27 protein-coding genes are annotated in these 26838 nt (G+C 66.2%); 7 read left to right on the top strand and 20 right to left on the bottom strand.

Annotation, left to right across the window (positions count from 1 at the left end):
- The first annotated feature begins 32 nt into the window (after window positions 1–32).
- The 4 genes from LPB260_RS04865 (at window position 33) to LPB260_RS04880 (ending at window position 3584) form a co-directional block, all read left to right on the top strand.
- On the top strand, window positions 33–881 hold the full coding sequence (locus LPB260_RS04865) for a PA5502 family lipoprotein (RefSeq protein ID WP_208707550.1): 849 nt from the start codon (window positions 33–35) through the stop codon (window positions 879–881).
- A gap of 202 nt (window positions 882–1083) precedes the next feature.
- The gene (locus LPB260_RS04870) at window positions 1084–2091 is read left to right on the top strand and encodes a methionine ABC transporter ATP-binding protein (RefSeq protein ID WP_208707553.1); all 1008 of its coding nucleotides are present in this window, start codon (window positions 1084–1086) and stop codon (window positions 2089–2091) included.
- Entirely contained in the window at window positions 2091–2756 is a 666-nt protein-coding gene (locus tag LPB260_RS04875; protein ID WP_208707556.1) for a methionine ABC transporter permease, read from the top strand. The genes LPB260_RS04870 and LPB260_RS04875 overlap by 1 nt, the downstream gene beginning before the upstream one ends.
- 57 nt (window positions 2757–2813) lie before the next feature.
- Window positions 2814–3584, top strand: a complete 771-nt coding sequence (locus LPB260_RS04880; protein ID WP_208707559.1) for a MetQ/NlpA family ABC transporter substrate-binding protein — start codon at window positions 2814–2816, stop codon at window positions 3582–3584.
- Window positions 3585–3671: 87 nt separating this feature from the next.
- Here the strand turns inward: LPB260_RS04880 and LPB260_RS04885 are convergent, their stop codons facing one another.
- Window positions 3672–4562 (bottom strand): LysR substrate-binding domain-containing protein, encoded by an 891-nt coding sequence (locus LPB260_RS04885; RefSeq protein ID WP_208707561.1) that lies wholly within the window; start codon window positions 4560–4562, stop codon window positions 3672–3674.
- A gap of 112 nt (window positions 4563–4674) precedes the next feature.
- Between LPB260_RS04885 and LPB260_RS04890 the strand changes: the two genes are divergently transcribed.
- Window positions 4675–5100 (top strand): VOC family protein, encoded by a 426-nt coding sequence (locus tag LPB260_RS04890; RefSeq protein ID WP_208707565.1) that lies wholly within the window; start codon window positions 4675–4677, stop codon window positions 5098–5100.
- A gap of 93 nt (window positions 5101–5193) precedes the next feature.
- Here LPB260_RS04890 and LPB260_RS04895 read toward each other — a convergent pair whose 3' ends face one another.
- Genes LPB260_RS04895 through LPB260_RS04915 form a run of 5 tightly spaced genes read right to left on the bottom strand, consistent with a single transcriptional unit; the run spans window position 5194 to window position 9125 of the window.
- Window positions 5194–5829 carry an SCO family protein gene (locus LPB260_RS04895; RefSeq protein WP_208707568.1) on the bottom strand — a complete coding sequence of 212 codons (636 nt, stop codon included), beginning with the start codon at window positions 5827–5829 and terminating at the stop codon, window positions 5194–5196.
- 12 nt (window positions 5830–5841) lie between these two features.
- Complete coding sequence (cyoE, locus tag LPB260_RS04900) at window positions 5842–6741, bottom strand: heme o synthase (RefSeq protein ID WP_208707571.1); 900 nt, start codon at window positions 6739–6741, stop codon at window positions 5842–5844.
- 25 nt (window positions 6742–6766) lie between these two features.
- Complete coding sequence (locus LPB260_RS04905) at window positions 6767–7828, bottom strand: heme A synthase (RefSeq protein WP_208707574.1); 1062 nt, start codon at window positions 7826–7828, stop codon at window positions 6767–6769.
- Between the two features lie 9 nt (window positions 7829–7837).
- Entirely contained in the window at window positions 7838–8419 is a 582-nt protein-coding gene (locus LPB260_RS04910) for a hypothetical protein (RefSeq protein WP_208707577.1), read from the bottom strand.
- Window positions 8394–9125: an SURF1 family protein gene (locus LPB260_RS04915; protein ID WP_208707579.1), complete on the bottom strand. Its 732-nt coding sequence runs from the start codon at window positions 9123–9125 to the stop codon at window positions 8394–8396. The genes LPB260_RS04910 and LPB260_RS04915 overlap by 26 nt, the downstream gene beginning before the upstream one ends.
- Window positions 9126–9199: 74 nt before the next feature.
- Here LPB260_RS04915 and LPB260_RS04920 point away from each other — a divergent pair, with 74 nt between their 5' ends.
- Entirely contained in the window at window positions 9200–9403 is a 204-nt protein-coding gene (locus tag LPB260_RS04920; protein ID WP_208707581.1) for a twin transmembrane helix small protein, read from the top strand.
- Between the two features lie 5 nt (window positions 9404–9408).
- Here LPB260_RS04920 and LPB260_RS04925 read toward each other — a convergent pair whose 3' ends face one another.
- From LPB260_RS04925 to coxB, 4 genes are read right to left on the bottom strand one after another with little or no spacing between them, the layout of a single operon-like run.
- Complete coding sequence (locus tag LPB260_RS04925) at window positions 9409–10296, bottom strand: cytochrome c oxidase subunit 3 (protein ID WP_208707583.1); 888 nt, start codon at window positions 10294–10296, stop codon at window positions 9409–9411.
- A gap of 11 nt (window positions 10297–10307) precedes the next feature.
- Window positions 10308–10871, bottom strand: a complete 564-nt coding sequence (locus LPB260_RS04930) for a cytochrome c oxidase assembly protein (RefSeq protein ID WP_208707585.1) — start codon at window positions 10869–10871, stop codon at window positions 10308–10310.
- A gap of 18 nt (window positions 10872–10889) precedes the next feature.
- A complete protein-coding gene (gene ctaD, locus LPB260_RS04935; RefSeq protein ID WP_208707587.1) occupies window positions 10890–12473 on the bottom strand; it encodes a cytochrome c oxidase subunit I in 1584 nt (527 codons plus the stop codon).
- A gap of 4 nt (window positions 12474–12477) precedes the next feature.
- Window positions 12478–13602, bottom strand: a complete 1125-nt coding sequence (gene coxB, locus LPB260_RS04940; RefSeq protein ID WP_208707589.1) for a cytochrome c oxidase subunit II — start codon at window positions 13600–13602, stop codon at window positions 12478–12480.
- Window positions 13603–13964: 362 nt separating this feature from the next.
- On the opposite strand from coxB, the gene LPB260_RS04945 reads away from it, so the two are divergent.
- Window positions 13965–14621, top strand: a complete 657-nt coding sequence (locus LPB260_RS04945; RefSeq protein WP_208707591.1) for a hypothetical protein — start codon at window positions 13965–13967, stop codon at window positions 14619–14621.
- A 63-nt stretch (window positions 14622–14684) separates the two neighbouring features.
- Here the strand turns inward: LPB260_RS04945 and LPB260_RS04950 are convergent, their stop codons facing one another.
- The 10 genes from LPB260_RS04950 to LPB260_RS04995 form a co-directional block, all read right to left on the bottom strand.
- Window positions 14685–15398, bottom strand: a complete 714-nt coding sequence (locus LPB260_RS04950) for a carbonic anhydrase (RefSeq protein ID WP_208707593.1) — start codon at window positions 15396–15398, stop codon at window positions 14685–14687.
- A 277-nt stretch (window positions 15399–15675) separates the two neighbouring features.
- Window positions 15676–16932: a carbohydrate porin gene (locus tag LPB260_RS04955; RefSeq protein ID WP_208707595.1), complete on the bottom strand. Its 1257-nt coding sequence runs from the start codon at window positions 16930–16932 to the stop codon at window positions 15676–15678.
- A gap of 176 nt (window positions 16933–17108) precedes the next feature.
- The gene (gene pgi, locus LPB260_RS04960; protein WP_208707597.1) at window positions 17109–18773 is read right to left on the bottom strand and encodes a glucose-6-phosphate isomerase; all 1665 of its coding nucleotides are present in this window, start codon (window positions 18771–18773) and stop codon (window positions 17109–17111) included.
- Between the two features lie 50 nt (window positions 18774–18823).
- Window positions 18824–19765, bottom strand: a complete 942-nt coding sequence (locus LPB260_RS04965) for a carbohydrate kinase (protein WP_208707598.1) — start codon at window positions 19763–19765, stop codon at window positions 18824–18826.
- A 45-nt stretch (window positions 19766–19810) separates the two neighbouring features.
- Entirely contained in the window at window positions 19811–21283 is a 1473-nt protein-coding gene (locus LPB260_RS04970) for a mannitol dehydrogenase family protein (protein WP_208707600.1), read from the bottom strand.
- A gap of 33 nt (window positions 21284–21316) precedes the next feature.
- Window positions 21317–22420 (bottom strand): ABC transporter ATP-binding protein, encoded by a 1104-nt coding sequence (locus tag LPB260_RS04975; protein WP_208707602.1) that lies wholly within the window; start codon window positions 22418–22420, stop codon window positions 21317–21319.
- A gap of 15 nt (window positions 22421–22435) precedes the next feature.
- Window positions 22436–23269, bottom strand: coding sequence for a carbohydrate ABC transporter permease (locus LPB260_RS04980; RefSeq protein ID WP_208707604.1), 834 nt, complete (start codon window positions 23267–23269; stop codon window positions 22436–22438).
- A gap of 10 nt (window positions 23270–23279) precedes the next feature.
- Window positions 23280–24212 carry a carbohydrate ABC transporter permease gene (locus tag LPB260_RS04985; protein WP_208707605.1) on the bottom strand — a complete coding sequence of 311 codons (933 nt, stop codon included), beginning with the start codon at window positions 24210–24212 and terminating at the stop codon, window positions 23280–23282.
- A gap of 92 nt (window positions 24213–24304) precedes the next feature.
- The gene (locus LPB260_RS04990) at window positions 24305–25615 is read right to left on the bottom strand and encodes a sugar ABC transporter substrate-binding protein (RefSeq protein ID WP_208707606.1); all 1311 of its coding nucleotides are present in this window, start codon (window positions 25613–25615) and stop codon (window positions 24305–24307) included.
- A gap of 226 nt (window positions 25616–25841) precedes the next feature.
- A complete protein-coding gene (locus tag LPB260_RS04995) occupies window positions 25842–26747 on the bottom strand; it encodes an AraC family transcriptional regulator (RefSeq protein WP_208707607.1) in 906 nt (301 codons plus the stop codon).
- Window positions 26748–26838: the final 91 nt, after the last annotated feature.

Below are 26838 nucleotides of genomic sequence, written 5' to 3' on the forward strand. Positions count from 1 at the left end.
CGCACTTTTTGCGCAACCCGAGACTCGCAGCAATGAAGTCGTTCGCCTCACGTTGTCTAGCCCTGGTCGCGGCGTCCTTGCTGCTCGCCGCCTGCCAGCAGGCCCCGCAGGTCGCCGCGCCGCCGACCGACGAACTGGTCAGTGCCTTTCGCCAGCTCGACCACAGCCTGGCCGCTGGCCAACTGGACGCCGCCGAGGGCCAGCTCGCGGCCCTGCAGCAGCGTGCCAGCGGCGACACCCGCCTGGAGCAGTATCAGCGCCAGCTGGCCGAAGCCTACCTGCAGCGCGGCCAGCAGGCCCTGCAGAGCGGCGACCTGGATCGCGCCACCAAGGCCTTGAGCCACGCCCGCAGCCTGATGCCCCAGGCGCCGGCCCTGACCACCGGCCTGGATGGCGCCATCACCCAGGCCCGGGATGCCGAACTGGATGCCGCCGACCGCGCCCACAGCGCCGCCGAACAGGCCGCGGCGCGCGCCGAGGAAGCCCGCCAGGAACAGGCCCGCCAGCTGCGCCAGGCCGCGGAGCGGCAAGCCGCCGCCATCCAGGCGACCCAGCTGCCGAACACCCCGACCCCACCGAGCCCGCCCCAGGCCCGGCTGATCGATCCGAACGCCGCCAGCACCCCGGTGCCGCTGCCGATGCTCGACCGCCAGGACAACGACAGCCTGCGCGATCTGCTCGACCAGGTCGCCGAGGACGTGGTGACCTTCCGCTGCACGGTCAGCATCGAAGTGCGCCAAGCCAAGGACTTCCACTGGGTCGCCGCCCTGCTCAACGCGCGGGTCAAGCGTCTCGACCCGACCTTCAGCCCGCGCCTGACCCAGGTGGTCAAGCCGGCGCAGACGCCGCAACTGGTGCTCAGCCCGACCCGCCGGCCTTAGCCAATCGCTGCGCAGGCACGGCCGGGTTCGCCCGGCCGTTTGCATTGGCGCTGACTAGACTGCTTCGGGCGGCCCACCTCATTAATTCAATTCAGCTATATCCATAGGCCTATAAAGATTTTTGCGGCCTAAACAGCGACGGGTAGACTAGCCGGCCTTTCCGGCCTACCCGCCCGTTCGACGAACCCAAAAGGTTTCCCGCGTGATCGAATTCCAGTCAGTCCACAAGGCGTACCACGTCGCCGGACGCGCCATTCCGGCCCTGCAGCCGACCGACCTGCACATCGCCCGCGGCGAGGTGTTCGGCATCATCGGCCATTCCGGCGCCGGCAAGAGCACCCTGCTGCGCCTGATCAACCGCCTGGAGGAACCCAGCGGCGGGCGCATCGAGGTCGACGGCGTCGACACCACCGCCCTGGATGCCGACGGCCTGCGGCGCTTCCGCCAGCGCGTGGGGATGATCTTCCAGCACTTCAACCTGCTGTCCTCCAAGACCGTGGCCGACAACGTCGCCTTGCCGCTGAAGCTGGCCGGCGAGCTGTCGCGCAGCGCGATCGACCAGCGCGTCGCCGCCCTGCTGGCCCGGGTCGGCCTGCAGGAGCACGCGGGCAAGTACCCGGCGCAGCTGTCCGGCGGGCAGAAGCAGCGGGTCGGCATCGCTCGCGCCCTGGCCACCGAGCCGAAGATCCTGCTGTGCGACGAGGCCACCAGCGCCCTCGACCCGCAGACCACCGCCTCGGTGCTGCAGCTGCTGGCCGAGATCAACCGCGAACTGGGCCTGACCATCGTGCTGATCACCCACGAGATGGATGTGATCCGCCGGGTCTGCGACCGCGTGGCGGTGATGGACGCCGGCCAGGTAGTCGAGCTGGGTCCCGTGGCCGAGGTGTTCCTGCACCCGCAACACCTCACCACCCGGCGCTTCGTGCTGGAGTCCGAGCATGTCGACGAGCACGAACAGCACGACGACTTCGCCCATGTCGAAGGCAGCATCCTGCGCCTGACCTTCCAGGGTGAAGCCACCTACGCGCCGCTACTCGGCACCGTGGCCCGGGAGACCGGGGTGGACTACAGCATCCTGGCCGGGCGCATCGACCGGATCAAGGACACGCCCTACGGCCAGCTGACCCTGGCCCTCACCGGCGGCGACCTGAACGCCGCGCTGGCGCGCTTCGAAGCCGCCGACGTGCACCTGGAGGTGCTGCGCTGATGGACACCCTGTTCCCCAACGTCGACTGGCCGGAAATCTGGCAGGCCAGCCTGGACACCCTGAGCATGCTCGGCGGCTCGCTGCTGTTCACCGTGCTGCTCGGCCTGCCCCTGGGCGTGCTGCTGTTCCTCACCGGGCCACGGCAGATGTTCGAGCAGAAGGCCCTGTACGGCGTCATCTCGCTGCTGGTCAACGTGCTGCGCTCGGTGCCCTTCGTCATCCTGCTGATCCTGATGATCCCGCTCACCGTGCTGGTTACCGGCACCTCCCTGGGCGTCGCCGGGGCCATTCCGCCGCTGGTGGTGGGCGCCACGCCGTTCTTCGCGCGCCTGGTGGAAACCGCCCTGCGCGAGGTCGATCGTGGCATCATCGAGGCGACCCAGGCGATGGGCGCCAGCACCCGCCAGATCATCCTCAACGCCCTGCTGCCCGAAGCCCTGCCGGGCCTGATCGCGGCCATCACCGTCACCGCCATCACCCTGGTGTCCTACACCGCCATGAGCGGCCTTATCGGCGGCGGCGGCCTCGGCGACCTCGCCGTGCGCTACGGCTACCAGCGCTACCAGCCGGACGTGATGCTGGTCACCGTGGTGCTGCTGCTGATCCTCGTGCAGATACTGCAAAGCACCGGCGACAAGCTGGTGGTGCATTTCTCCCGTAAATAGAACGGCAGCCGCGCGGCCATCCGCCGCCGCCTGCACCTTTCCCACAAGGAGTCGATCATGAAAAAACTGCTAGTAGCCGCCGCGGCCTTCGCCGCCCTCTCCGCCCAGGCGGAAAGCCTGAGCGTCGCCGCCACCGCGGTGCCCCACGCGGAAATCCTCGAGTTCGTCAAACCGGCCCTGGCCGCCGACGGCGTCGAGCTTCAGATCAAGGTGTTCACCGACTACGTGCAGCCCAACGTGCAGGTGGCGGAGAAGCGCCTGGACGCCAACTTCTTCCAGCACCAGCCGTACCTGGATGAGTTCAACAAGAGCCGCGGCACCGAACTGGTCGCCGTCGCCGGCGTGCACGTCGAGCCCTTCGGCGCCTACTCCAGCAAGATCAAGAGCCTCGATGCCCTGCCCGAGGGCGCCCAGGTGGTGATCCCCAACGACGCCACCAACGGCGGCCGCGCCCTGCTGCTGCTGCAGAAGGCCGGGGTAATCACCCTCAAGGACGCCAGCAACATCCTCGCCACGCCCAAGGACATCGCCGAGAACCCCAAGGGCATCAAGGTGCGTGAGCTGGAAGCGGCCACCCTGCCGCGCGTGCTGAACCAGGTCGACCTGGCGCTGATCAACACCAACTACGCCCTGGAAGCCAAGCTCAACCCGACCCAGGACGCCCTGGCCATCGAGGGCAGCGACTCGCCCTACGTCAACATCCTGGTCGCCCGCGCCGACAACAAGGACGGCGCGGCCCTGCAGAAGCTGGTCAAGGCGCTGAACAGCGCCGAAGTGAAGGCCTTTATCGAAGAGAAGTACCAGGGCGCCGTGGTGCCGGCGTTCTAAGCCGCACGCACGTCCCACACCACCAGGAGCCCGCCGCGTGCGGGCTCTTTCATGTCGGCCACTGCACAATGGTGCGCTCGGCGCACCCTACTCTGAAGCGTAGGGTGCGCCACGCGCACCCGCCTCACCGCGCAGGCAGTCCAGCAGACACTCCAGCGCCGGCTGGCGCTGCGCCCGGCGCATCACCGCGACCAGTTCACGGTGGAAGGTCAGCGGGCCCAGGTCGATCACCCGCAGCCGGATCGTCCGCTGCAGCCACAGGCCCGCGCGCGGGATCAGCGACACCCCCAAGCCGCACTCGACCATCCGCACGATGGCCTCCAGCTCGTCCAGTTCCAGCGCCTCGCGTACGTTCAGGCGCTGTTCGCGCAGGAACTGGCTAACCCGCCGGCCGCCGAAGGAGCTGCGGTCGTAGCGCACGAAAGGCTGCTCGGCGAGCAGGCGCAGGGGCTCATCGCCCTCGACGTCCAGGGGCGCGATCAGCACGAAGGGCTCCCGCGCCAGGCTGACTTGCAGCAGCTCCTTGGGCAGCTCGAAGGGCGGCCTGATCAGCAGCGCCAGGTCCAGCTCGCCGGCATCCACCTGGCTCAGCAACTGCAACGACACGCCCGGCACCAGCTTCAGCTCGACCCGCGGAGCGGCGGCGCGAAAGCGCGGCAGGGCCTCGGGCAGCAGGCCGGTCTGCACCGTGGCGATGGCGCCGACCCGCAGCTCGCCCTGCCACTGCGCCAGTGCGGTGGGCAGCGCCATCTGCGCATAGAGCGCGAGGATCTGTTCGGCCAGGGGCAGGGCGTGGCGACCGGCGGCGTTGAGCACCGCGGCGCGGCCGCTGCGGTCGAACAGGCGCACGCCGAGATGCTGCTCCAGCACGCGCATCTGCGCGCTGACCGCCGACTGGGTCAGGCCGATGTGCTGGCCGGCGGCGGCGAAGGTGCCGTGGCGGGCGACCATCAGAAAGGTTTTCAGCTCACGCAGCATCGATGCCTCGACTGATCGATTTTGTTTGTGCTTGCGCGCAAGGATATTCGCTTTTAATCAGTTTCGTCGTTACTAGAATGGGCAGCACACCTAGCCGACAAGGAGCCACACCATGCCACTCGCCCCCTTTCATCTGGCCATCCCCGTACATGACCTGGCCGCCGCCCGGCATTTCTACGGCGAGGTATTCGGCTGCGCCGAAGGCCGCAGCAGCGAGCAATGGGTGGACTTCGACTTCTTCGGCCACCAGCTGGTGATCCACCAGGCGCCGAAGATGGCCTATCAGGAAGCGGCGCACAGCAATCCGGTGGACGGCCACGACGTGCCGGTGCCGCATTTCGGCGTGGTGCTGGCGTGGGACGACTGGCAGCGGCTGGCGCAGCGGCTGCAGGCCAAGGGCACGCGCTTCGTCATCGAGCCCCATGTGCGCTTTCAGGGCCAGGTCGGCGAGCAGGCCACCCTGTTCCTCCTCGACCCCTGCGGCAATGCCCTGGAGTTCAAGGCCTTCAAGGACATCGCCCAGCTGTTCGCCAAGTAGCCACAGCCAAGCTGCCGACAGCGCAGACGGAACCCTCCGCCGCTGCCGTACATACGGAGCGGCGGAGGGATTCGTCCAGTAGGCGGGATGGAATCAGCCGGCAGGCTTGAGCAGCTCGGGCAGTTGCACGGCGAGCTTCTGGTTGTTCAACGGTGCGCGGATGAAACCACGCTGGGTGCCATCCGGGCCGAGGATCACCAGGTTGCCGCTGTGGCTGACGGTGTAGTTCTCTTCGCTGGTGTCGGCCGGGATGTAGGGAATGCTCACCGCGTTGGCCAACTTCTGGATGGCCTCCGGCTCGCCGGTCAGGCCGATGAAGTCGGCGTCGAAATAGCCCAGGTACTTCTTCAACTGCTCCGGGGTATCGCGGTGCGGGTCGACGCTGACCAGCACCACGCGCAGGTTGGCCCGTGCCTCCTCGGGCAACAGGCCGCGCAGCTGGCGCAACTCGGCCAGGGTGGCCGGGCAGATGTCCGGGCAGAAGGTGTAGCCGAAGAACAGCAGACTCCACCGGTCCCTGAGCTGGTCGAGCTCGAATGCCTGACCGTCCTGGTCGACCAGGCTCAGCTCCGGCAGGTTGCGGCTCTGCGGCAGCAGCACGATGCCGGCGTCGAGCAGGGCGGTGGGGTCGGCCTGGCCCTTGGCGGTGAGCACCTTGTTGACGGTCAGGCCGAGGATCAGGGCGACCAGGGCGACGAGGATGAAGACGGTTTTCTGGGTTCGAGTCATGACACCAACGGTTTACAGGTTGAGCAGCAGGTAGTGATCGACCAGCAGGGCGATGAACAGCAGGAACAGGTACCAGATACTGTACTTGAAGGTGTTGATCGCCGCGTGCGGCCGGCTGTCACGGTACAACACCCAGGCCCAGTGGAGAAAACGCGCGCCCAGGCCGATGGCACAGACCAGGTAGAGCAGGCCGCTCATGTGGATGGCGTAGGGCAGCAGGGTCACCGCGAACATCACGCAGGTGTAGAGCAGGATGTGCACCTTGGTGTAGTGCTCGCCGTGGGTCACCGGCAGCATGGGGATGTCGGCCTTGGCGTACTCGGCCTTGCGGTGGATGGCCAGGGCCCAGAAGTGCGGCGGGGTCCAGGCGAAGATGATCAGCACCAGCAGCAGCGGCTCGGCGGACAGCTGGCCGGTCACCGCGACCCAGCCGAGCAGCGGCGGCGCGGCGCCGGCCAGACCGCCGATGACGATGTTCTGCGGCGTGGCGCGCTTGAGAAAGCCGGTGTAGATCACCGCATAGCCGAGCAGCGAGGCCAGGGTCAGCCAGGCCGCCAGCTGGTTGGTGAAGCTCAGCAGCAGCGCCAGGCCGGCCACCGCCAGCACCAGGGCGAAGCTCAGGGCCGCGGCCGGCGAGACGCGGCCCTCGGCCAGCGGGCGCTTGTGGGTGCGGGCCATGATCGAATCGATGCGCCGATCCACCACGTGGTTGACCGCCGCCGCCGCGCCGGCGCACAGGCCGATGCCCAGGTTGCCGAACAGCAGCACCTGCCAGGGCACCCCGGCGCGGGTGGCGAGGAACATGCCGACCAGCGAAGTGATCAGCATCAGCACCACCACCCTGGGCTTGGTCAGCTCCAGGTAGTCGCGCCAGCCGGCGTGGACATGCTGCTTGCGCAATAGAGTAGCCATCGGCGTTTCTCCTCGATCGTTCTTGTTATTCGCTTGGCAGCGCGTTCAAACCGACGCTGCCCGGTTGTCCGTCGCGCTGCGGGCGGGGCGCGGCGGCCCTCGCCGTCAGCGCGAGGTACAACCGCTGATTGATTAGTACCAGGCACAACAGCAGCAGGGCGCCGCCGGCGTTGTGCGCCACCGCCACCGCCAGCGGCAGGTGCAGCACGACGTTGCTGACGCCCAGGGCGAGCTGCACGCCCAGCGCCAGCAGCAGCAAGCCGGCCAGGCGCGACAGGCCGGCGGCGCGCAGGCGCCAGGCCAGCAGCAGCAATACCAGGGTGACGACCAGGGCGCCGAGACGGTGGGTCATGTGGATGGCGGTGCGGGCGTCGCTGTCGAGCTGGCCTCCCAGGTAGTTGGGGCCGATGTGCTGGGTCAGGTGGAAACCGTTGGCGAAATCCATCGCCGGCCACCATTGGCCGTGGCAGGTAGGCAGATCGACGCAGGCGACCGCCGCGTAGTTGCTGCTGACCCAGCCGCCGAGGGCAATCTGGCCGATCACCACGGCCAGGGCGACCGCCGCCAGTGCGCGCAGCCCCGCAGGCGGCCGAGGCCGCCGCGCGGCCGTGCCGGACAGGCGCAGGGTCAGCAGGAACAGCAGGCTGAGGGTGGCGAAACCGCCGAGCAGGTGGGCGGTGACCACCTGCGGCCACAGCTTGAGGGTCACCGTCCACATGCCGAACGCCGCCTGCAGGGTGACCAGCCCCAGAAGCAGCAACGGCAGCTTCAGCGGCTGGCCCGGTGTGCCGCGACGGCGCAGCGCCTGCACGGCCAGGGCGAGGATCACAAGGCCGAGGCTGCCGGCGAAGTAGCGATGCACCATTTCGTACCAGCCCTTGGCCACTTCCAGAGGCGCCTCGGGGAAGCGCGCCTCGGCCAGGGACTGGCTCTGCTCGCTCATGGGCACGCCGAGGAAGCCGTAACAACCGGGCCAGTCCGGGCAGCCGAGGCCGGCGTGGCTGAGCCGGGTATAGGCGCCGAGCATGACCACCAGCATGGCCAGCAGGGTGGCGAACAGGGCCAGGCGGTATCCGGGTTTGCGCATCGTGAATCCTTAGCCGATTTGCGAGATCTTCAGCAGATAGCGTAGGTCGTCGAGGATGCCTTTGCCCTTGCTGCGGCTGTCATAGCGCAACACCAGATTGCCGTGGGGGTCGACTATCCACAGCTGGGCGCCGGCGCCCTCACCGGCTGTCCGCGCGTGGGCCGCGGGCTGCAGGGCATAGCGCGCCAGCTGCGGGTACTCGCGGCGCAGCCTGGCATCGTAGTCGGCCTCCAGCGCCTGGCCGCTGGCCAGGGCGTGGGTGGCGCGCGGAGCGTCGCGATTGAGGCCGATATGGATCTGCCGGGCGAGGAACACCAGTTGCTGACAGTCCGCGGCGCAGGCATCCGGAGTGGTCACCAGCAGCTGCCAGCGGCTTTCCTCGGCCGCCACGCCCAGGTCGGCGCGGGTCAGGCCGTTGCCGATCAGCTCGCCGTGGTAGCTGCGGCTGTCCGGCACCCAGAAACGCCACTGGTACATGGCACTGGCCAGGATCATCGGCCCGATGACCACGGCCAGCAGCAGGACCAGTTGCAGGCGGCCGCGCCGACGGCGGCTGGTTGAGGCGTCAGGCATGGCGATGGCTGGGTTCATGGCGAGTCTCCCGCGCGTTATGCAATCCGAAATAGATGAACAGGCCGAGCAAGGTGGCCGCCAGGGCGAACCACTGCACGGCATAGCCCAGGTGCTTGTCCGGGCTCATGGCAACCACCGGCCAGTCGACCTCGAAGGCCGCCGGCCCGGGTTCCAGGCGCAGTTCATGGCCCAGCCCGGCGCGCCCGAGGCGCTGCCACAGCGCCTGGGGCTCGACCTGGGTGATCAGTTTTGGCCAGCCCTGAACCGGCGCGTCCTGTTGCAGCAGGAAGGGTTCGCCCAGGGGTACATAGGCCCAGGCGGTCAGGCTCAGGGTGTCGTCAGGGGTGGCGAACGTCGGCGCGACGCGGCGATCGGGCCAGGGCAGCCAGCCGCGATTGAGCAACAGCCACAGGCCGCTGGCCTGGTCGTAGAAGGGCTGCAGGACTTCCACCCCGGCCTGACCACCACGGATGCGGTTGTCCAGCAACAGGGCGTGCTCGCCATCGAAGCGCCCACGCAGGCTGACCCGGGTATAGGCCCAGTCCTGCCGCTGCGCCAGCTGATCGACGCTGAGCGGCGCGGCGAGCCGGCGAGCCTGCTGCGCGTCGAGCAGCGCGCGCTTGTCTTCGGCCCGCGACAGTTGCCAGGCACCCAGGCCGAGCAGCAGCGGCAACAGCGCCAGGACCACCAGGCTGGGCAGCAGGCCGGGACGGAAGCCGTTCATGGGCACCCCGCAAAAGCACCGATCAAGCTGGGTATACTGGGTCTAACGTGCATTTCCCTTCCCCGGAGTCCCACATGCTCAAGGCCGCGATCATCCTCCTGCTGCTGGCCACCATCGCCAGCCTGTTCAGCGGCCTGTTCTTCCTGGTCAAGGACGAGGGCCGCAGTTCGCGCCTGGTCAACGCGCTGACCCTGCGCGTGACCCTTACCGCGCTGACCGTCGGCCTGATCGCCTGGGGTTTCTACAGCGGCCAACTGATTCCCCAGGTCACCTGGTAAGGCCGTCACAGCACATAGACGAAGACGAACAGGCCGATCCAGACCACGTCGACGAAGTGCCAGTACCAGGCGGCGGCCTCGAAGCCGAAGTGCTGCTCGGGCGTGAAGTGACCGCGCAGGATGCGCACCAGCATCACCGTCAGCATCAGCGCCCCCAGGGTCACGTGGGCGCCGTGAAAGCCGGTGAGCATGAAGAAGGTCGCGCCATAGATGCCCGAGCCCAGGGTCAGGCCCAGCTCGGTGTAGGCGTGCACGTACTCCTCGACCTGGAACACCAGGAAGGCCAGACCCAGAATCACCGTGAGGGCGAGCCACAGGGTCAGCGGCTTGCGCTGGTTCTTGCGCAGGGCATGGTGGGCGAAGGTCAGGGTGAAGCTGGAGGTCACCAGCAGCACGGTGTTGAGCAGCGGCAGCCCCCAGGCGCTGATGACGCCGCTGGGCGCCGGATAGAGCTTGGGGTCCGGGGTATTGAGCAGCGGCCAGCTGTATTCGAAACCCGGCCACAGCATGTTGGCCACGCCCTTGTCGCCTTCGCCGCCGAGCCACGGACCGGCAAAGGTGCGCACATAGAACAGCACGCCGAAGAAAGCGGCGAAGAACATCACCTCGGAGAAGATGAACCAGCTCATGCCCCAGCGGAACGAACGGTCCATCTGCGCGCTGTACATGCCGGCGCGGCTTTCCTTGATCACGTTGCCGAACCAGCCGAACAGCATGTAGGCGAGGAACAGGCTGCCAATGAAGAAGATCAGCGGACCGCTGGAGTCCGCCCGCTCGGCCTTCATGTCGTTGAACCAGGTGCCGACCCCGTAGACCGAGATCAGCAGGCCCAGGGTGGCGATGATCGGCCATTTGCTCTGGGCCGGAACATAGTACTGCTCGTGACTCGACATTGTTGTTCTCCTTATGGAGCCGTCCGGGCAAGGTCCACCTGGGCGACAGGCGGTTTGCGCGCAGTGATATCGAACAGGGTGTAGGCCAGGGTCAGGTGATGCACGTCCTCGGGGAGATCCCTGTCGACGATAAAGCGCACCGGCATCTCGATCCGCTCGCCGGGTTGCAGCACCTGCTGGGTGAAGCAGAAACATTCGGTCTTGTGGAAATAGGCGGCGGCCTTGGACGGTGCCACGCTGGGCACCGCCTGGGCGGTCATCGGCTTGTCGGTGGGGTTGTAGGCGATGAACAGCATCTGGTTGCTGGCCCCGGGATGGGTCAGCAACTCGTCGTCCAGCGGTCGGAACTCCCAGGCCATGCCGGCGGCGTTGGTGGCGAGGAACTGCACCCGCACCTGGCGCCGCTCATCCGCCACCTGGGCGCCGTCGTAGGCCCCGGCGGTCTTGCCGTTGATGCCGAAGGCCTGGCACATGACGTCGTAGATCGGCACCAGGGCGAAGCCGAAGCCGAACATGCCGACCACCACGGCCAGTAGGCGCAGGACCAGACGGCGAGTGCCGACGATGTCGCTCATGGCAGCCTCTCCCCGTCCCTATTTCACATCCGGCGGCGTCTGGAAAGTGTGGTAGGGCGCCGGTGACGGCACCGTCCACTCCAGGCCCTCGGCGCCGTCCCAGGGCTTGGCCGCGGCCGGCTTGCCGCCGCGGATGCACTTGATGACGATGAACAGGAACAGCAACTGGGTGGTGCCGAACATGAAGGCACCGATCGAGGAGACCATGTTGAAGTTGGCGAACATCATGTTGTAGTCGGGAATGCGCCGCGGCATGCCGGCCAGGCCGACGAAGTGCATGGGGAAGAACGCCAGGTTCATGCCGACGAAGCTCATCCAGAAGTGCAGCTTGCCCAGGGTCTCGTCGTACATGTGCCCGGTCCACTTGGGCAGCCAGTAGTAGGCCGAGGCGAAGATGCCGAAGATCGCCCCGGGCACCAGCACATAGTGGAAGTGCGCCACCACGAAGTAGGTGTCGTGGTACTGGAAATCCGCCGGGGCGATCGCCAGCATCAGGCCGGAGAAGCCGCCGATGGTGAACAGGATGACGAAGGCCACGGAGAACAGCATCGGCGTCTCGAAGGTCATCGCGCCCTGCCACATGGTGCTGGCCCAGTTGAACACCTTCACCCCGGTGGGCACGGCGATCAGCATGGTGGCGTACATGAAGAACAGCTCGCCGGTCAGCGGGATGCCCACGGTGAACATGTGGTGGGCCCAGACGATGAACGAGAGGAAGGCGATCGAGGCGGTGGCGTAGACCATCGAGGTGTAGCCGAACAGCGGCTTGCGGGCGAAGGCCGGGATGATCGCGCTGACCGCACCGAAGGCCGGCAGGATCATGATGTACACCTCGGGGTGGCCGAAGAACCAGAACACGTGCTGGAACAGCACCGGGTCTCCGCCGCCGGCGGCGCTGAAGAAGCTGGTGCCGAAGTGGATGTCCATCAGCATCATGGTCACGCAACCGGCCAGCACCGGCATCACCGCGATCAGCAGGAAGGCGGTGATCAGCCAGGTCCAGACGAACAGCGGCATCTTCATCAGGGTCATGCCGGGGGCACGCAGGTTGAGGATGGTGGCGACCACGTTGATCGCCCCCATGATCGAGCTGATGCCCATCAGGTGCACGGCGAAGATGAAGAAGGTCACCGACTCCGGCGCGTAGGTGGTCGACAGCGGCGCATAGAAGGTCCAGCCGAAGTTCGGCGCACCGCCGGCGCTGAACAGGGTGCTGACCAGCAGGCCGAAGGCGGCCGGCAGCAGCCAGAAGCTGAAGTTGTTCATCCGCGGCAGGGCCATGTCCGGCGCGCCGATCATCAGCGGAATCATCCAGTTGGCCAGGCCGACGAAGGCCGGCATCACCGCGCCGAAGACCATGATCAGGCCGTGCATGGTGGTCATCTGGTTGAAGAATTCCGGCTGCACGATCTGCAGGCCGGGCTGGAACAGTTCGGCGCGAATCACCATCGCCATGGACCCGCCGAGCAGGAACATGGCGAAGCTGAACCACAGGTACATGGTGCCGATGTCCTTGTGGTTGGTGGTCAGCACCCAGCGCATCAGACCCTTGGCCGGGCCATGGTGGTGGTCAGTATGACCGTGATCGATCACTGCACTCATGTCCTTACTCCTGAGCCTTTTTGAACGCGACGATGTCCTGCGGGGTGACCATGTCACCGACCTTGTTGCCCCAGGCGTTGCGTTCGTAGGTGATGATGGCGGCGATGTCGACTTCCGACAGTTGCTTGCCGAAGGCGGCCATGGAGGTGCCCGGCTTGCCGTTGACCACTATGTCGATATGGTCCTGGGCCGGGCCGATGGCGATGGGCGAGCCCTTGAGCGCGGGGAACATCGGCGGCAGGCCTTCGCCGCCCGCCTGGTGGCAGGCCGCGCAACTGGTGTTGTAGGCCTTCTCGCCGCGGGCCATCAGCTCGTCCTGCGTCCAGACCTTGCTGGTCAGCTCCTTCTCGGCGGCGGCGGCCTGCTGGCGCTCGGCCAGCCAGGCGGCGAAGTCCTCCTTGGACTTGGCCTCCACCACCACCGGCATGAAGCCGTGGTCCTTGCCGCACAGCTCGGTGCACTGGCCGCGGAAGATGCCGGGCTCGTCGATGCGGGTCCAGGATTCGTTGACGAAGCCGGGGATGGCGTCCTTCTTCACCGCCAGCGCCGGCACCCACCAGGAATGGATGACGTCGGCCGAGCTGATCAGGAAGCGCACCTTGGCCCCCACCGGCACCACCAGCGGCTCGTCGACCTCGAGCAGGTAGTTCGGGCCTTTCTTCGCCTGGTTGTTGATCTGTGCCTGGGGCGTGGTCAGGTTGCTGAAGAACTCGACGTCCTGGCCCAGGTACTTGTAGTGCCATTTCCACTGGTAGCCAGTGACCTGGATATCCAGCTCGGACTCGCTGCTGTCGTAGATGTCGATCAGGGTCTTGGTCGCCGGAATGGCCATCACCACCAGAATCGCCAGCGGCACCACGGTCCAGAGGATCTCCACCGTGGTGCTCTCATGGAAGTGCGCGGGTTCCTGGCCGTTGGAGCGGCGATGGACCAGCATCGACCAGAACATGGCGCCGAACACCAGCACGCCGATGGCGACGCAGATCCAGAAGATGGTCATGTGCAAGTCGAAAACTGAGCGGCTGACCTCGGTGGCCCCGGGCGCGATGTTCACGCCCCACTCGGCCTGCGCCGAGCCGATTGCCAACCACAGCAGGAGGCCCATCCAGACTCGTGGATGTCGCATCATTGCGGGTTCCCCTTATGGTTCTTGTTATCCCGCCGGCGGAGCCTGCGGCAAAGGGATCGACTGCCATAACTGCTGGCGACTACTGTCGAAACCTCTCCGTGCCGAAGCCCGTCCGGTTCCATCAGATAAAGCCTTTCGCGTTCGAGTATAGACGGCGACTTCTAGCTGGCAACGCGCAAGCGAAAAAGTCCGAAGCCGCGCAAGCCTTGTCCTAAACGCCACGCGCGACCACGGCGGGCGTCAATCCGCCAGCGAGAGATATAGCGTGCTCGCATAAGCATTTAAGAATTATGACAATTGCATCTTAGCTGGCCCGTCCAGCCAGCTATGGTTCTCGCCCATGACCCACCTCAGGAGTTGTCATGAACACTGCCGCCTTGCGCGAACTTATCCAGCGCGCCCACCAGCACGAAGCCAGCAGCGGTCAACTGGCGCGCCAACTGCACGGCCAGCTCGAACGCCTGCACCCCTCCATACGCCTACCCAGCCAGGACGCCCTCGGCGTACTGACGCGCTTCGTCAGCGCTTATATCGAGCAGGTACCGGACATGCTGGACGCGGCCAGTCAGGTCGCCCGGGAAGCCGGCATAGAGGCGCCAGTCAAGCCGGTGCTGAAGGTGGCCGAGCAGTTTTTTCTGCAACCGCCGGCACTGATGGAGGGCCACGAAGGGCTCGATGGGCTGCTCGACGAGGCCTACCTGGCCCACCGCCTGATCGAGGAGGTCAACGACCGCTACAGCAGCCACCTGGGCCAGCCGCTGATTCCGCTGGACACCACGGTGGCCAACCTGATCGCCCACCAGCTGATCGGCGAGCCCTTCGCCAACCAGCTGGACGAGGCCGTGCACCACGCGGTGGACGGCATGCTCGACGAGGACAGTTTTACCCAGGCTTCGGTGCGCGCCTTTCGCGAGCGCCTGAGCGACCCGCACACCGAGGCGGCCTGGGAGCGCTGGCCCTGCCTGTCGCGGCAGCTGGGTGTGGAGTTGCAATTGGATCAGACCCGCGCCGCAAGCTGATCGATCCTTGGGGCGAATTCCGACGGCGCGGGCGCTTGCCGCCCCGCCGTCGGCATGCAGCATTCAGCTCTGGAGATAACGTGCCCGCGGCGTCGCCATTGGCAGCGGGCCCTCGTCGATCGCGCGGAACTCGCCCTTCTCCGCATCGTAGGCCCTGATCGCGCAGGTCTCGATGTCATACACCCAGCCATGGATGAACAGCTGACCGCTGGCCAGCCGCGCGGCTACCGCGGGGTGGGTGCGCAGGTGGTCGAGCTGGGCCACGACGTTCTCCTCGGTGAGGATCTCCAGGGTGTTGTGATCGGCGCAGCCGCAGTTTTCCGCCACCACCGTCTTGGCCACCTCGGCATGGCGCAGCCAGGCCTTGACCGTCGGCATGCGCTCCAGGGTCTGCGGGTCGAGCACCGCCTTCATCGCACCGCAGTCGGAGTGCCCGCAGACGATGATGTGATGCACGCCGAGGGCCATCACCGCGTATTCGATGGCGGTGGATACCCCGCCCATCATCTGCCCGTACGGCGGCACCACGTTGCCGACGTTGCGGGTGACGAACAGGTCGCCAGGATCGCTCTGGGTGATCAGGTCGGGGACGATGCGCGAGTCCGCGCAGGTGATGAACATGGCGCGCGGCGCCTGGGCGTGGGCGAGCTTCTTGAACAACGCCTGCTGCTGTGGGAAGACATCCTGACGAAAGCGTCGGAAACCCTCGACGATATGGCGGAGCGCATCCTCGGCGCTTTCCGCCGCGCCGCTGTTCTGCTGTTCTTGCTTATCCATTTGGCCTACCTCGAAAAAGCTGTGGGGACGCATCGACATGGCCCGGCCAGCATGCCGGGCGAGCGACGGCGAACCTTTACTGGACTTTCGTCGCGCATTTCGGGTCACCACTCACCCGGCCAATAGTGGTCTGAAAGCGCGGAGTCGATCGGCTGCCGCCAGCGACAGGCCGTCCGGAAGAGGCGCGCTGCCCTCTCCTGGACGGGGGTCGGTGCGCGTATCTAGGCGCGCAACGAGCGCTGCCACCTGGCCGCAGCGACCCGCAAGCAACCGCCGATCACCACCAGTACTCTACCTGTACGCCGAAGTTGGAGCCATGCCGCGCACTGCCGAACACGCCGCTGTCGGACAGCGCCGAGCCGGCCGCCATTGCGTTGGCGGCATCCTGGGCCGCCTGGTTCCAGGTCGCGTAGGTGTAGTACAGGCGCAGCTCCGGGCGGGTCCAGAAGCCCGGACCCGCCGGCGACCAGGTCGGCGCCACGGTGAACTTGCTCAGCTTGCGCGTGCCGCCGCTGGCATCGACCTGATCAAAGCCCAGCTCGCCGACCAGCTTGAACTGCTCGGTGAAGGCGTAGCTGGTACGCCCGCCGACCGACAGCCAGTTCTCGTCGTCCTGGTTGGCGCGCTCGTCCTTCTGGTACACCACCAGGAACTGGCCACCCAGGCGCGGGGTGATCTGCCAGTCGAAGTGCTCCACCAGGCGATAGCGCTTGGCGCTGTCATCGAGCATCACGTCGCCGGTCGAGCCCAGGGCGGTGCCCGGGCCGGGACCGTACTGCAGGGCGAAGGTGTTCTTGCCGCCGAGACCAAGGAAGTCCTGCTGCTTGTGCTGGGCGGTGATCGACCAGCCGCTGTGGGCGCCTTCGATGTGGCGCGGCTTGTCGATGAAGCTCAGGCCGAATTCCAGCTCGCCATTGGGGTTGGTGTCGAAGCCGGCGACGTTGAAGTCGTGGCGGTTGATGTATTCCTTCTGGAACACGCTGTCCTTGCGCGAGAAGGCGTAGCTGTACTTCAGCCCGCCCAGCTCGTAGTTCTCGATGCCGGCGCCGGTGGCGCTCTGGTTCCAGTAGAAGAAGTCGCTGATATGGATGTCGTTGCGCTTGTAGAAGCGCCGCCCGGCCCACAGCGAGCCGCCGTTCAGCGCCGGTACCTTGCTCCACTCGACGAAGGCCTGGTTCATCCGCGTGAAGCCATGCTCGCCGGTGAATGTCGGGGTATGCCCATATTCGTTGAAGAACTGCGCCATGCCCTCGACGCTGAGCACAGAGCCATCGTCCAGGGTCAGCAGGTCCTGACGCAGGTCCAGCTCGGCGTACTGCTCGCACTCGTTGCCGAGGCGGAACTTCGACAGCGCGCCGGGCAGCTGGAAGCACGACTGGCGATCACCGTCGGAACTGCCGGCGCCGCTGCGCACATAGCCGCTGAACTCCAGGGCCTGGGCCTGGGGCAGAACCAGCGCCAGGGCGAACAGGTAGGGGGCGCCACGCGCAGCACTGACTAGCGGCGATGACTGAGGCTTGAGACTGGTCTTCATGGTTGCTCCTGATTGTTTTTATTGTCTGAAATGCTGCGGATAACCGCCGCGGCAGCGGGTTCTTGCGAAACATTCGGGCGCACACTCCCCCTGCCGAGCGACGAATCGCTCGGCGATGAGGGTCCATGAGGTTTGGGGGCGGCGCTGCCCTTCAGGTCGGCCTGGACGACGAGCCGTCAGCCACGGTGACGACCGCGGAAGAAGTCGATCAGGCCCTGGGTGGAGGGGTCCTCGGCCGGCCCCGGCTCGCTGCTGAGCAGGCGCGAGTAGACGTTCTTGCCCAGCTCCTTGCCCAGCTCCACGCCCCACTGGTCGAAGGCGTTGATGCCCCAGATGGCACTCTGGGCGAACACCTTGTGCTCGTACAGCGCGACCAGGGCGCCCAGGCGGCGCGGGCTGACCCGCTCCATCACCAGGGTGTTGCTCGGGCGGTTGCCGGGGATCACCTTGTGCGGCGCCAGGCGCTGCACCTCGTCCTCGTCCAGGCCCTTGGCACGCAGTTCCGCCTCGGCTTCGGCCTGGGTCTTGCCGAGCATCAGCGCCTGGCTCTGCGACAGGCAGTTGGCATACAGCCACTGGTGGTGGTCGGCCACCGGGTTGTAGCTGACCACCGGCACGATGAAGTCGGCCGGGATCAGCGCGGTGCCCTGGTGCAGCAGCTGGTGGTAGGCGTGCTGGCCGTTGCAACCGACCCCGCCCCAGATCACCGGCCCGGTGGCACAGGGCACCGGGCGGCCATCCTGCAGCACGCGCTTGCCGTTGGACTCCATGTCCAGCTGCTGCAGGTGCTTGGTGATGTTTCGCAGGTAGTGGTCGTAGGGCAGGATCGCCTGGGTCTGGGCGCCCCAGAAATTGCCGTACCAGATGCCCAGCAGGGCCATGAGCACCGGCATGTTCTGCTCGAACGGGGCGTTCTGGAAGTGCTCGTCCATGCGGTAGGCGCCGGACAGCAGCTCCTTGAAGTTGGACATGCCGATGGACATGGCGATCGGCAGGCCGATGGCCGACCACAGCGAGTAGCGACCGCCGACCCAGTCCCACATCGGCAGGATGTTCTCCTCGCGGATGCCGAAGGCCACCGCCGCCGGCACATTGCTCGACACGGCGATGAAGTGGCGGTGCAGTTCGCCCTCGGTGCCGCCCTGGGCCAGGTACCAGCTGCGCGCGGCCTGGGCGTTCTTCAGGGTTTCCAGGGTGCTGAAGGTCTTCGAGGAGATGATGAACAGGGTGGTTTCGGCGCGCAGCTTGGCTGCCAGCTCATGGAACGAGCTGCCGTCGATATTGGCCAGGTAGTGGCAGCGCACGCCGCGCTGGGCGAAAGGCAGCAGCGCCTCGGAGACCAGCTGCGGGCCGAGGAAGGAGCCGCCGATGCCGATGTTGACCACGTCGGTGATGGGCTTCTCGCTGTAGCCGCGCCACAACCCGTCATGCACCTTGCCGACCAGTTCGGTCATCTGGTGCAGCACCCGGTGCACCTCGGGCATCACGTCGACGCCGTCGACCAGCACCTTGTCGCCGATCGGCCGGCGCAGGGCGGTGTGCAGGGCCGGGCGGCCCTCCGAGGCGTTGAGCCGTGCGCCGTCGAACAGCGCGCCAATCGCCTGCCGCAGGCCACACTCTTCGGCCAGACGCACCAGCAGGTCGCGGGTTTCGCGGGTGATCAGGTTCTTCGAGTAGTCGAGGAACAGCCCGCAGTCGTTCAGGGAAAACTCGGCGAAGCGCTGCGGCTGCTCGGCGAATGCGTCGCGCATGCTGAACTCGGCAAAGCACTCGCGGTGCGCGGCCAGGCCCTGCCAGGCGGGCAACTGGGTGACATCGTGGGAAGGCTGAGGGTGCGGCATGTCAACTCCTGGAAAGTTATTGGACGAAAGGCTTGAGGCCCCGGCGCGGCTCAAGGCTGTTCCAGTTCATGGGCGTAAGGCAGGTCCGGCCCGATTCGCGAGCAGGTCACCGCGGCCGCGCGCACGGCGTAGCCGAGCATCGCCTCGATATGCCTGTGCGACAGCGTGGCCAGCGCCTGCGGGCTGTCCAGGCCGTGGCGGCTCAGGTAGGCCAGCAGTGCGGCCTGGAAGGTGTCGCCGGCGCCGACCGTGTCGCGCGTGTCCACCGCCTGCGCCGGCACCGCCCAGCGCCCGTGCTGGCGACTGTGCACGCTGGCGCCATCGCTGCCGTGGGTGAGGAACACCAGCTGGCAGCGCTGGCTTAGCCACTGGCTGACCACGTCCTCGGGCCGGCGCTGCGGATAGAGCAGGGCCAGGTCTTCCTCGCTGACCTTGATCAGGTGCGCCTGAGCGGCGAAGGCCTCGACGCGCTGGCGCCACAGCTCGATGCTGGGCTCGACGCCGAGGCGCACATTGGGGTCGAGGCTGATCAGCCGCCGATCGCTCTCGCGCCGCACCAGTTCGAACAGGGTATCGGCGACAGGCGTCACCACCAGGGAGTAGGAGCCGACATGAATACCGCGCACCCGTGCCTCCAGCGCCGGCAGATGCTCGAGACCCAGCATGCGATCGGCACAGCCCTCGCCGCGAAAGCTGTACTGCGGCACGCCCTGGGCGTCGACCGCGACCATCGCCAGGGTGGTCGGCGCGTCGCTGGGCACCAGGTAGGCGTCGCTCACGCCTTCCTCGTGCAACACCTTGCGCAGGCGCTCGCCGAGAAAATCCGTGGAAATACCGGCGAACAGCGCCGAATCGGCGGCCAAGCGGCGCAGGCCGACGGCCACGTTGAACGGCGAACCGCCGGCAATCGCCTGCAGCTCTAGCTGACTGCTGCGCGCGCCTTCGTCCAGGCTGAAGACATCGAACAAAGCCTCGCCACATACCAGATACATAACTGACTCCTTATCAGGGGAAGGCGCCTTCGCGGGCATGGGGGGTTAGGCGAGCAGGGCCTGCAGGGTGGCGCTCACCCCTTGGCTGCGCAGGCTCTCGAGATTGCGCTCGAAGGCGGCGACGAAGGCCGGGGAGGCGGCCAGTGCGCTGCCGAAGATCGTCTCCTCACCCAGTACCCGGGCGGTCAGCTGCTGGTCGTCATCGATCAGCGCCTGGCAGTGCTCGGCGCGTGGGTCGACGATCCGGTACTGCTCGCCGTTCTCGTCGACACCCTTGAGGTACAGCGCCCAGGCCGCCACCACCAGGGCGCCACGCTCCAGCGCGGCGCCGTCTTCGAGCAGCCGGTTGAGGGTCGGCACGATGAATTTGGGCAGTTTCGACGAACCATCGGAGCAGATCCGCTCCAGCTGATCGGCGATGGCCTGGTTGCAGAAACGCTCGATCAGGGTGTCCTTGTAGGCTTCCAGGTCGATGCCCGGCACCGGCGCCAGTTGCGGGGTCACGTCCAGGTCCATGAAGGTGCGCACGTAACGCCGCAGCAGCGGGTCGTTCATCGCCTCGTGGACGAAGCGATAGCCCTGGAGGAAGCCCAGGTAGGTGAGCGCCAGATGACTGCCGTTGAGCAGCTTGATCTTCATCTCCTCGTAGGGCGTGACGTCGTCGGTGAACTGCACGCCGACCTTCTCCCAGGCCGGCCGGCCGTTGACGAACTTGTCCTCCAGCACCCACTGGGCGAAAGGCTCGCAGACCACCGGCCAGGCGTCCTCGATGCCGTGGCGCTCGGCCAGTTGCTGGCGGTGCGCATCGCTGGTCATGGGCGTGATGCGGTCGACCATGGCGTTGGGAAAGCTGACATTGGCCTCGATCCAGGCGGCCAGCTCGGGGTCGGCCAGATTGGCGAAACTGAGCAGCGCCTTGCGCGTGACCGTGCCGTTGTGCGGCAGGTTATCGCAGGACATCAGGGTGAACGCCGGGGTGCCGGCGGCGCGGCGCCGAGCCAATGCCGCACAGAGGAAGCCGAAGACGCTGCGCGGCGCCTCGGGATGGGCCAGGTCGTTCTGGATGTCCGGCAGCTCGGCGAGGAACTCGCCGCTGCTGTCGTCCATGCAGTAGCCGCCTTCGGTGATGGTCAGCGAGACGATACGGATCGCCGGATCGGCCAGCTTGTCGATCAGCGCCTGGGGCGAATCCTCGGCCAGCAGCATGCCGCTGATGGCGCCCACCACCTGCACCGCGTTGCCCGCCTCGTCGCCCAGCTCGACCAGGGTGTAGAGGTAGTCCTGGGCGGCCAGGACATCGCGCATGGCGCGGTCGGCGCCGCGCAGGCCGACGCCGCAGATGCTCCAGTCGAGGGCCTCGCCCTGGTTCATCAGGGCCTCGGTGTAGTACGCCTGGTGGGCGCGATGGAAACCACCGACACCGATGTGGACGATGCCCTGCTGGGTGGTGTCGGCACGGTACGCGGGCAGCGCGATAGGCGCCGCCAACTGGTCAAGGTGCTGGCGATTGAGTTTCATCTGTGCATTCCTGGATGGGTCTGGCGGGCGGCCTCAGGCCGCCTGCTGGAGTCGTTTGGCAATGGCCTGGCCATCGGCGTCGAACAGGTGGCAGTGGGCCGGGTCGAAAGCCAGCTCCAGGACTTCGCCGGCGCGCGGGGCGAAATCGCCACGTACGCGGATGGTCAGCATCTCCCCGGAGGCGCAGCGCACGTGGCAGTAGGTATCGCTGCCCAGGCGCTCGCTGACATCGGCGGTGACCCGCAGCTGGCCCTGGCCGGCCGGCACGATGTCGAAGTGCTCGGGACGCACGCCCAGGGTCACCGCGCTGCCCGCGGCCAGGCCGGCGGCGGCCAGCGGCAGGCTCAGCTGCGCGCCGCACTCCAGCTTCACTTCGCAGGCGGCAGCGTCGACCTTGGCGGTCTGGCCCCGCAGGAAGCCCATCTTCGGCGTGCCGAGGAAGCCGGCGACGAACAGGTTGGCCGGATGGTGATACAGCTCCATGGGCGAGCCGACCTGCTCGACGCGCCCGCCGTTGAGCACCACCACCTTGTCGGCCAGGGTCATGGCCTCGACCTGGTCGTGGGTCACGTAGATCATGGTCGCCTGCAGCTCCTGGTGCAGACGCGCCAGCTCCAGGCGGGTCTGCACCCGCAGGGCCGCGTCGAGGTTGGACAGCGGCTCGTCGAACAGGAAGATCTTCGGATTGCGCACGATGGCGCGGCCGATGGCCACGCGCTGGCGCTGGCCGCCGGAGAGCTGCTTGGGCTTGCGCTCGAGCAGGGGCTTGAGCTCGAGGATGGCCGCGGCGTTGTCGACCTTCTCCTGCACCTCGCGCTTGTCCACGCCGGCCAGGTCGAGGGCGAAGGACAGGTTCTTGCGCACGGTCATGTGCGGGTACAGGGCGTAGGTCTGGAACACCATGGCCAGGTCGCGCTTGGCCGGGGCCGTGTCGGTGATGTCCTTGCCATCCAGTTCGATGGTGCCGCTGGTGACTTCCTCCAGCCCGGCGATCAGTCGCAGCAGGGTGGACTTGCCGCAGCCGGACGGCCCGACGAACACGACGAACTCGCGGTCGCGTACGTCCAGGTCGATGCCCTTGATGATGGCGGTGCCGTCGAAGCCTTTTTTCAGGTTGCGAATCTTCAAATCTGCCATGGGGAAATCCTCTTGTTACTTGACTGCGCCGAAGGACAGGCCGCGTACGAGTTGTTTTTGGCTGATCCAGCCGAAGATCAGGATGGGCGCACAAGCCAGGGTCGAAACCGCCGAGAGCTTGGCCCAGAACAGGCCTTCCGGACTGGAGTAGGAAGCGACCAGCGCGGTCAGCGGGGCGGCGGCCGAGGAGGTCAGGTTGAGCGACCAGAACGCCTCGTTCCAGCACAGGATCAACGACAGCAACATGGTCGAGGCCAGGCCACCGCGGGCGATCGGCAGCAGTACGCGGCCGATTTCCTGCAGGGTGGTGGCGCCGTCCAGGCGAGCGGCTTCGAGGATGTCGACGGGGATGTCCTTGAAGTAGGTGTAAATCATCCAGACCACGATCGGCAGGTTGATCAGGGTGTAGATGACGATCAGCGCGATGCGCGAATCGAGCAGGCCCAGGCTCTGGCAGATCAGGTAGATCGGCATCAGCACGCCCACCGGCGGCAGCATCTTGGTCGACAGCATCCACAGCAGCGTGCGCTTGGTGTGGCGGCTCTCGAAGAAGGCCATGGAGTAGGCCGCCGGCACCGCGATGAGCATGCACAGCAGGGTCGCCACGGAGGAGATCAGCAGCGAATTCCAGGCGAAGCTGAAGTAGTCGCTGCGCTCGTTGATCAGCAGGTAGTTCTCCAGCGTCGGCATGAAGACGAACTGCGGCGGCGTGGCGAACGCGGCGATTTCGGTTTTGAAGCTGGTAAGGATCATCCACAGGATCGGGAAGAAGATCAGCGCGGCGATAGCCCAGGCCGAAGTACCCACCAGCACACTCTGCAGGCGACGGGATTGTTTAAGCGTCAGCATGATCAAGGCCTCATTGCTGGTTGGTGAGGTTCTTGCCGATCATTCGGATCAGCACGATCGCCGCCAGATTGGCGATGACCACCGCGATCAGCCCGCCCGCCGATGCCATACCGACGTCGAACTGCAGCAGCGCGTGGTTGTAGATCAGGTAGGCCAGGTTGGTGGACTCGAAGCCCGGACCGCCACTGGTGGTGGTGAAGATTTCGGCGAACACCGAGAGCAGGAAGATCGTCTCGATCATCACCACCACGGCGATAGGCCGGGCCAGGTGCGGCAGGGTCAGGTGCCAGAAGATCGCCAGGGAGCCGGCGCCGTCGAGACGCGCGGCCTCTTTCTGGTCCTGGTCCAGCGACTGCATGGCGGTCATCAGGATCAGGATGGCGAACGGCAGCCACTGCCAGGACACGATGAAGATGATCGACAGCAGCGGGTACTGGGCCAGCCAGTCCACCGGTTCGGCGCCGAAGAACTTCCAGATCGCCGCGAGGATCCCGGAGACCGGATGCAGGATCAGGTTCTTCCACACCAGTGCACTGACCGTCGGCATGATGAAGAAGGGCGAGATCAGCAGCACCCGCACCACGCCCCGGCCCCAGAACTCGCAGGCTTCCAGCAGCGCGGCGATCAGCACGCCGAACACCACGCTGATCAGCAGCACGCTGCCAACCAGCAACAGGGTATTGAGTGCACCCGGCATGAAGCCGGCGTCGCTGAGGAAGTACTCGAAGTTCTCCAGACCGACGAACTGGTTCTCGCCGGGATACAGCAGGTTGTAGCGAATCAGCGAGAAATAGATGGTCATGCCCAAGGGCACGATCATCCACAGCAGCAGCAGGGCCACCGAAGGGCTGACCAGAAACCAGCCCGGCTTGAGCGCGCAGCGCTTGCCGCTGACCGGCGCGGGCGCACTTTTCAGGTGCGTATCGAGGGTCGAAGTAGTCATGGCGACTCCGTGTAGATTCGGCGAGAACGGACGGTCGGACACCGGCCTACGGGGCAGTAAGCGCGGTGCCAGGACGGTCTAGGTGAGGTGGGCTACTTGGGATAGCCCGCGCGCTTCATTTCGCGCGCCGTGGACTGCTGGGCCGCCATGAGCGCCTGGTCGACCGACATGTGGCCGGTAAGCGCTGCAGTGAACTGCATGCCGACCTGGGTGCCGATGGCCTGGAACTCGGGAATGGTGACCAACTGGATACCCACATAGGGCACCGGCTTGAGGGTCGGATCGGTCGGGTCGGCCCGCTTCAGCGACTCCAGGGTGACCTTGGCGAACGGTGCGGCCGCCATGTAGGCGTCGCTGTAGGTCGAGGCGCGGGTGCCCGGCGGCACGTTGGCCACGCCATCGGTGTCGGCGACCAGCTGGGCGTAGGCCTGGGACGTGGCCCAGGCGCTGAAGAGCTTGGCCGCCGCCTTGGAGTTGGAACTGGTGGGGATGCCCAGCGCCCAGGAATACAACCAGGCCGAACCCTTGTCGGTGACCTGCTGCGGCGCGCGGCTGAAGCCGACCTTGTCGGCGACCTTGCTCTGGCTGGTGTCGGTGACGAAGGAGCCGGCCACGCTGGCGTCGACCCACAGCGCGCACTTGCCGCTGTTGAACAGCGCCAGGTTCTCGTTGAAGCCGTTGCTGGAGGCGCCCGGCGGGCCGAACTGCTTGAGGGTATCGACGTAGAAGTTGAGCGCCTGCTTCCATTCGCTGCCGGTGAACTCGGGCTGCCACTGCTCGTCGAACCAGCGCGCGCCGTAGGCGTTGGCCACGGTGCTGATCAGCGCCATGTTCTCGCCCCAGCCGGCCTTGCCGCGCAGGCAGATGCCGTACTGCTCCTGCTCCGGCTTGTGCAGGGCCGCGGCGAACTCGCGCATCTGCTCCCAGGTCGGTTGCTCGGGCATGCTCAGGCCGGCCTGCTCGAACAGGTCGGTGCGGTAGTAGGTGATCGAGCTTTCGGCGTAGAACGGCAGGGCGTAGAGCTTGCCGTCGACCGACAGACCTTCGCGTACCGAGGGGAACACGTCGTCGAGGGCGTAGTCGGCCGGCAGGTTGGTCATCGGCTCCAGCCAGCCTTTCTCGCCCCACAGCGCCGCCTCGTACATGCCGATGGTCAGCACGTCGAACTGGCCGCCCTTGGTGGCGATATCGGTGGTCAGGCGTTGGCGCAGGACATTCTCTTCGAGCACCACCCACTTCAGGTTGATCTGCGGGTTCTGCTCTTCGAAGGTTTTGGCGAGCCGCTGCATGCGGATCATGTCGCTGTTGTTGACCGTGGCAATGGTCAGGTTTTCGGCGGCGTGGGCAGACACCGAGAGGGACAGGCAGGAAACGGCAACTAATGCTGTAGCTAATTTGTTCATTGTTTTGAACTCCCCTCCTGCATCGCCGAAGCGACCGGAGATCGATATTGTTTTTGTATTAGTCGACCTGCATTACACCTCTACGTAAAACCTCGAACAAAGCCTCGACTGCACCTCAACCAATACTTTTTTGCACTGAAACGAGCGCGCGCAAACCCCGAAATCAGGCTCAATGCCTCTGAAACCAGGTCTGTAGCGGGGATAGTGGCGCTAGCGACTGACCGAATCAGTACAGGTTCTGCTCGGTCAAGCGCTGGACCACCAGCTTGCGGTAGTCGGACGGGGTCACCCCCTTGAGCTGCAGGAAGCGTCGGTTGAAGTTGGAAATATTGCTGAAGCCGGACTCGAAGCAGATATCGGTCACCGGCATGTCGCTCTTGCTCAACAACTCGCAGGACTTGCTCACCCGCAGGCGATTGACGAACTCGACGAAGCCGCGCCCGGTGGCCTGCTTGAAGAAACGCGAGAAGTAGGTCGGGGTCATGCCCAGATACTCCGCCACCTCTTCCTGGCTCAGGTCCTGGGCGTAACGCTGGAAGATGTAGTCCACCGCCCGGTTGATGCGGTCGACGTGCTGCTCGTCGGCAGGCTGGTCGGGGAGCCGGCCGGAGAGCAACTGGTAGTCCTCGCAGGCCGCCAGCAACTCGAGGAGGATGAAGAAGTGACCGAGCCGGGTCGCACCCTCGGAGTCGGCGATCTTCTGCAGCAGCTGCCGCGCCTCGCGAATGCAGCGCGGGTCGCGAAACTCGATGCCGAACTGCGCCCGCGCCAGCAGCGGCGCCAGGCTCTTGAGCTCGTCGAACACCGCGATACCGCTGTCCAGCACCTTGTCGGTGAAGTTGACCAGCATGTCGCGCTGCTCGAAGTGCTCGCCCTCTTCGACCTGGCTGATCCAGTTGTGCGGCAGGTTGGGCCCGGTGAGGAACAGGCTGTGCGGGGAAAAGTTGCCGATGTAGTCGCCGATGAACACCTTGCCGGAGCTGGCGACTATCAGGTGCAGCTCGTACTCCTTGTGGAAATGCCAGCGCACCAGCGGCGACGGAAAACCATGCTGACGATAGATCAGCGAGTGGCCTTCGTGGTCATCCATCAGTTCGAAGGAGGGTTCGGGTACGCGCAGATAACGGGTCATGGTTCGTGGTAGCTTCGTGGTGGCCCAAGTGGCACAGCTGGCGGGCTGCTGCTCGGCCTCGGCAACGCTGGATGGCAACTCCCGTGCGCCA

Source organism: Pseudomonas sp. LPB0260 (assembly GCF_013388395.1).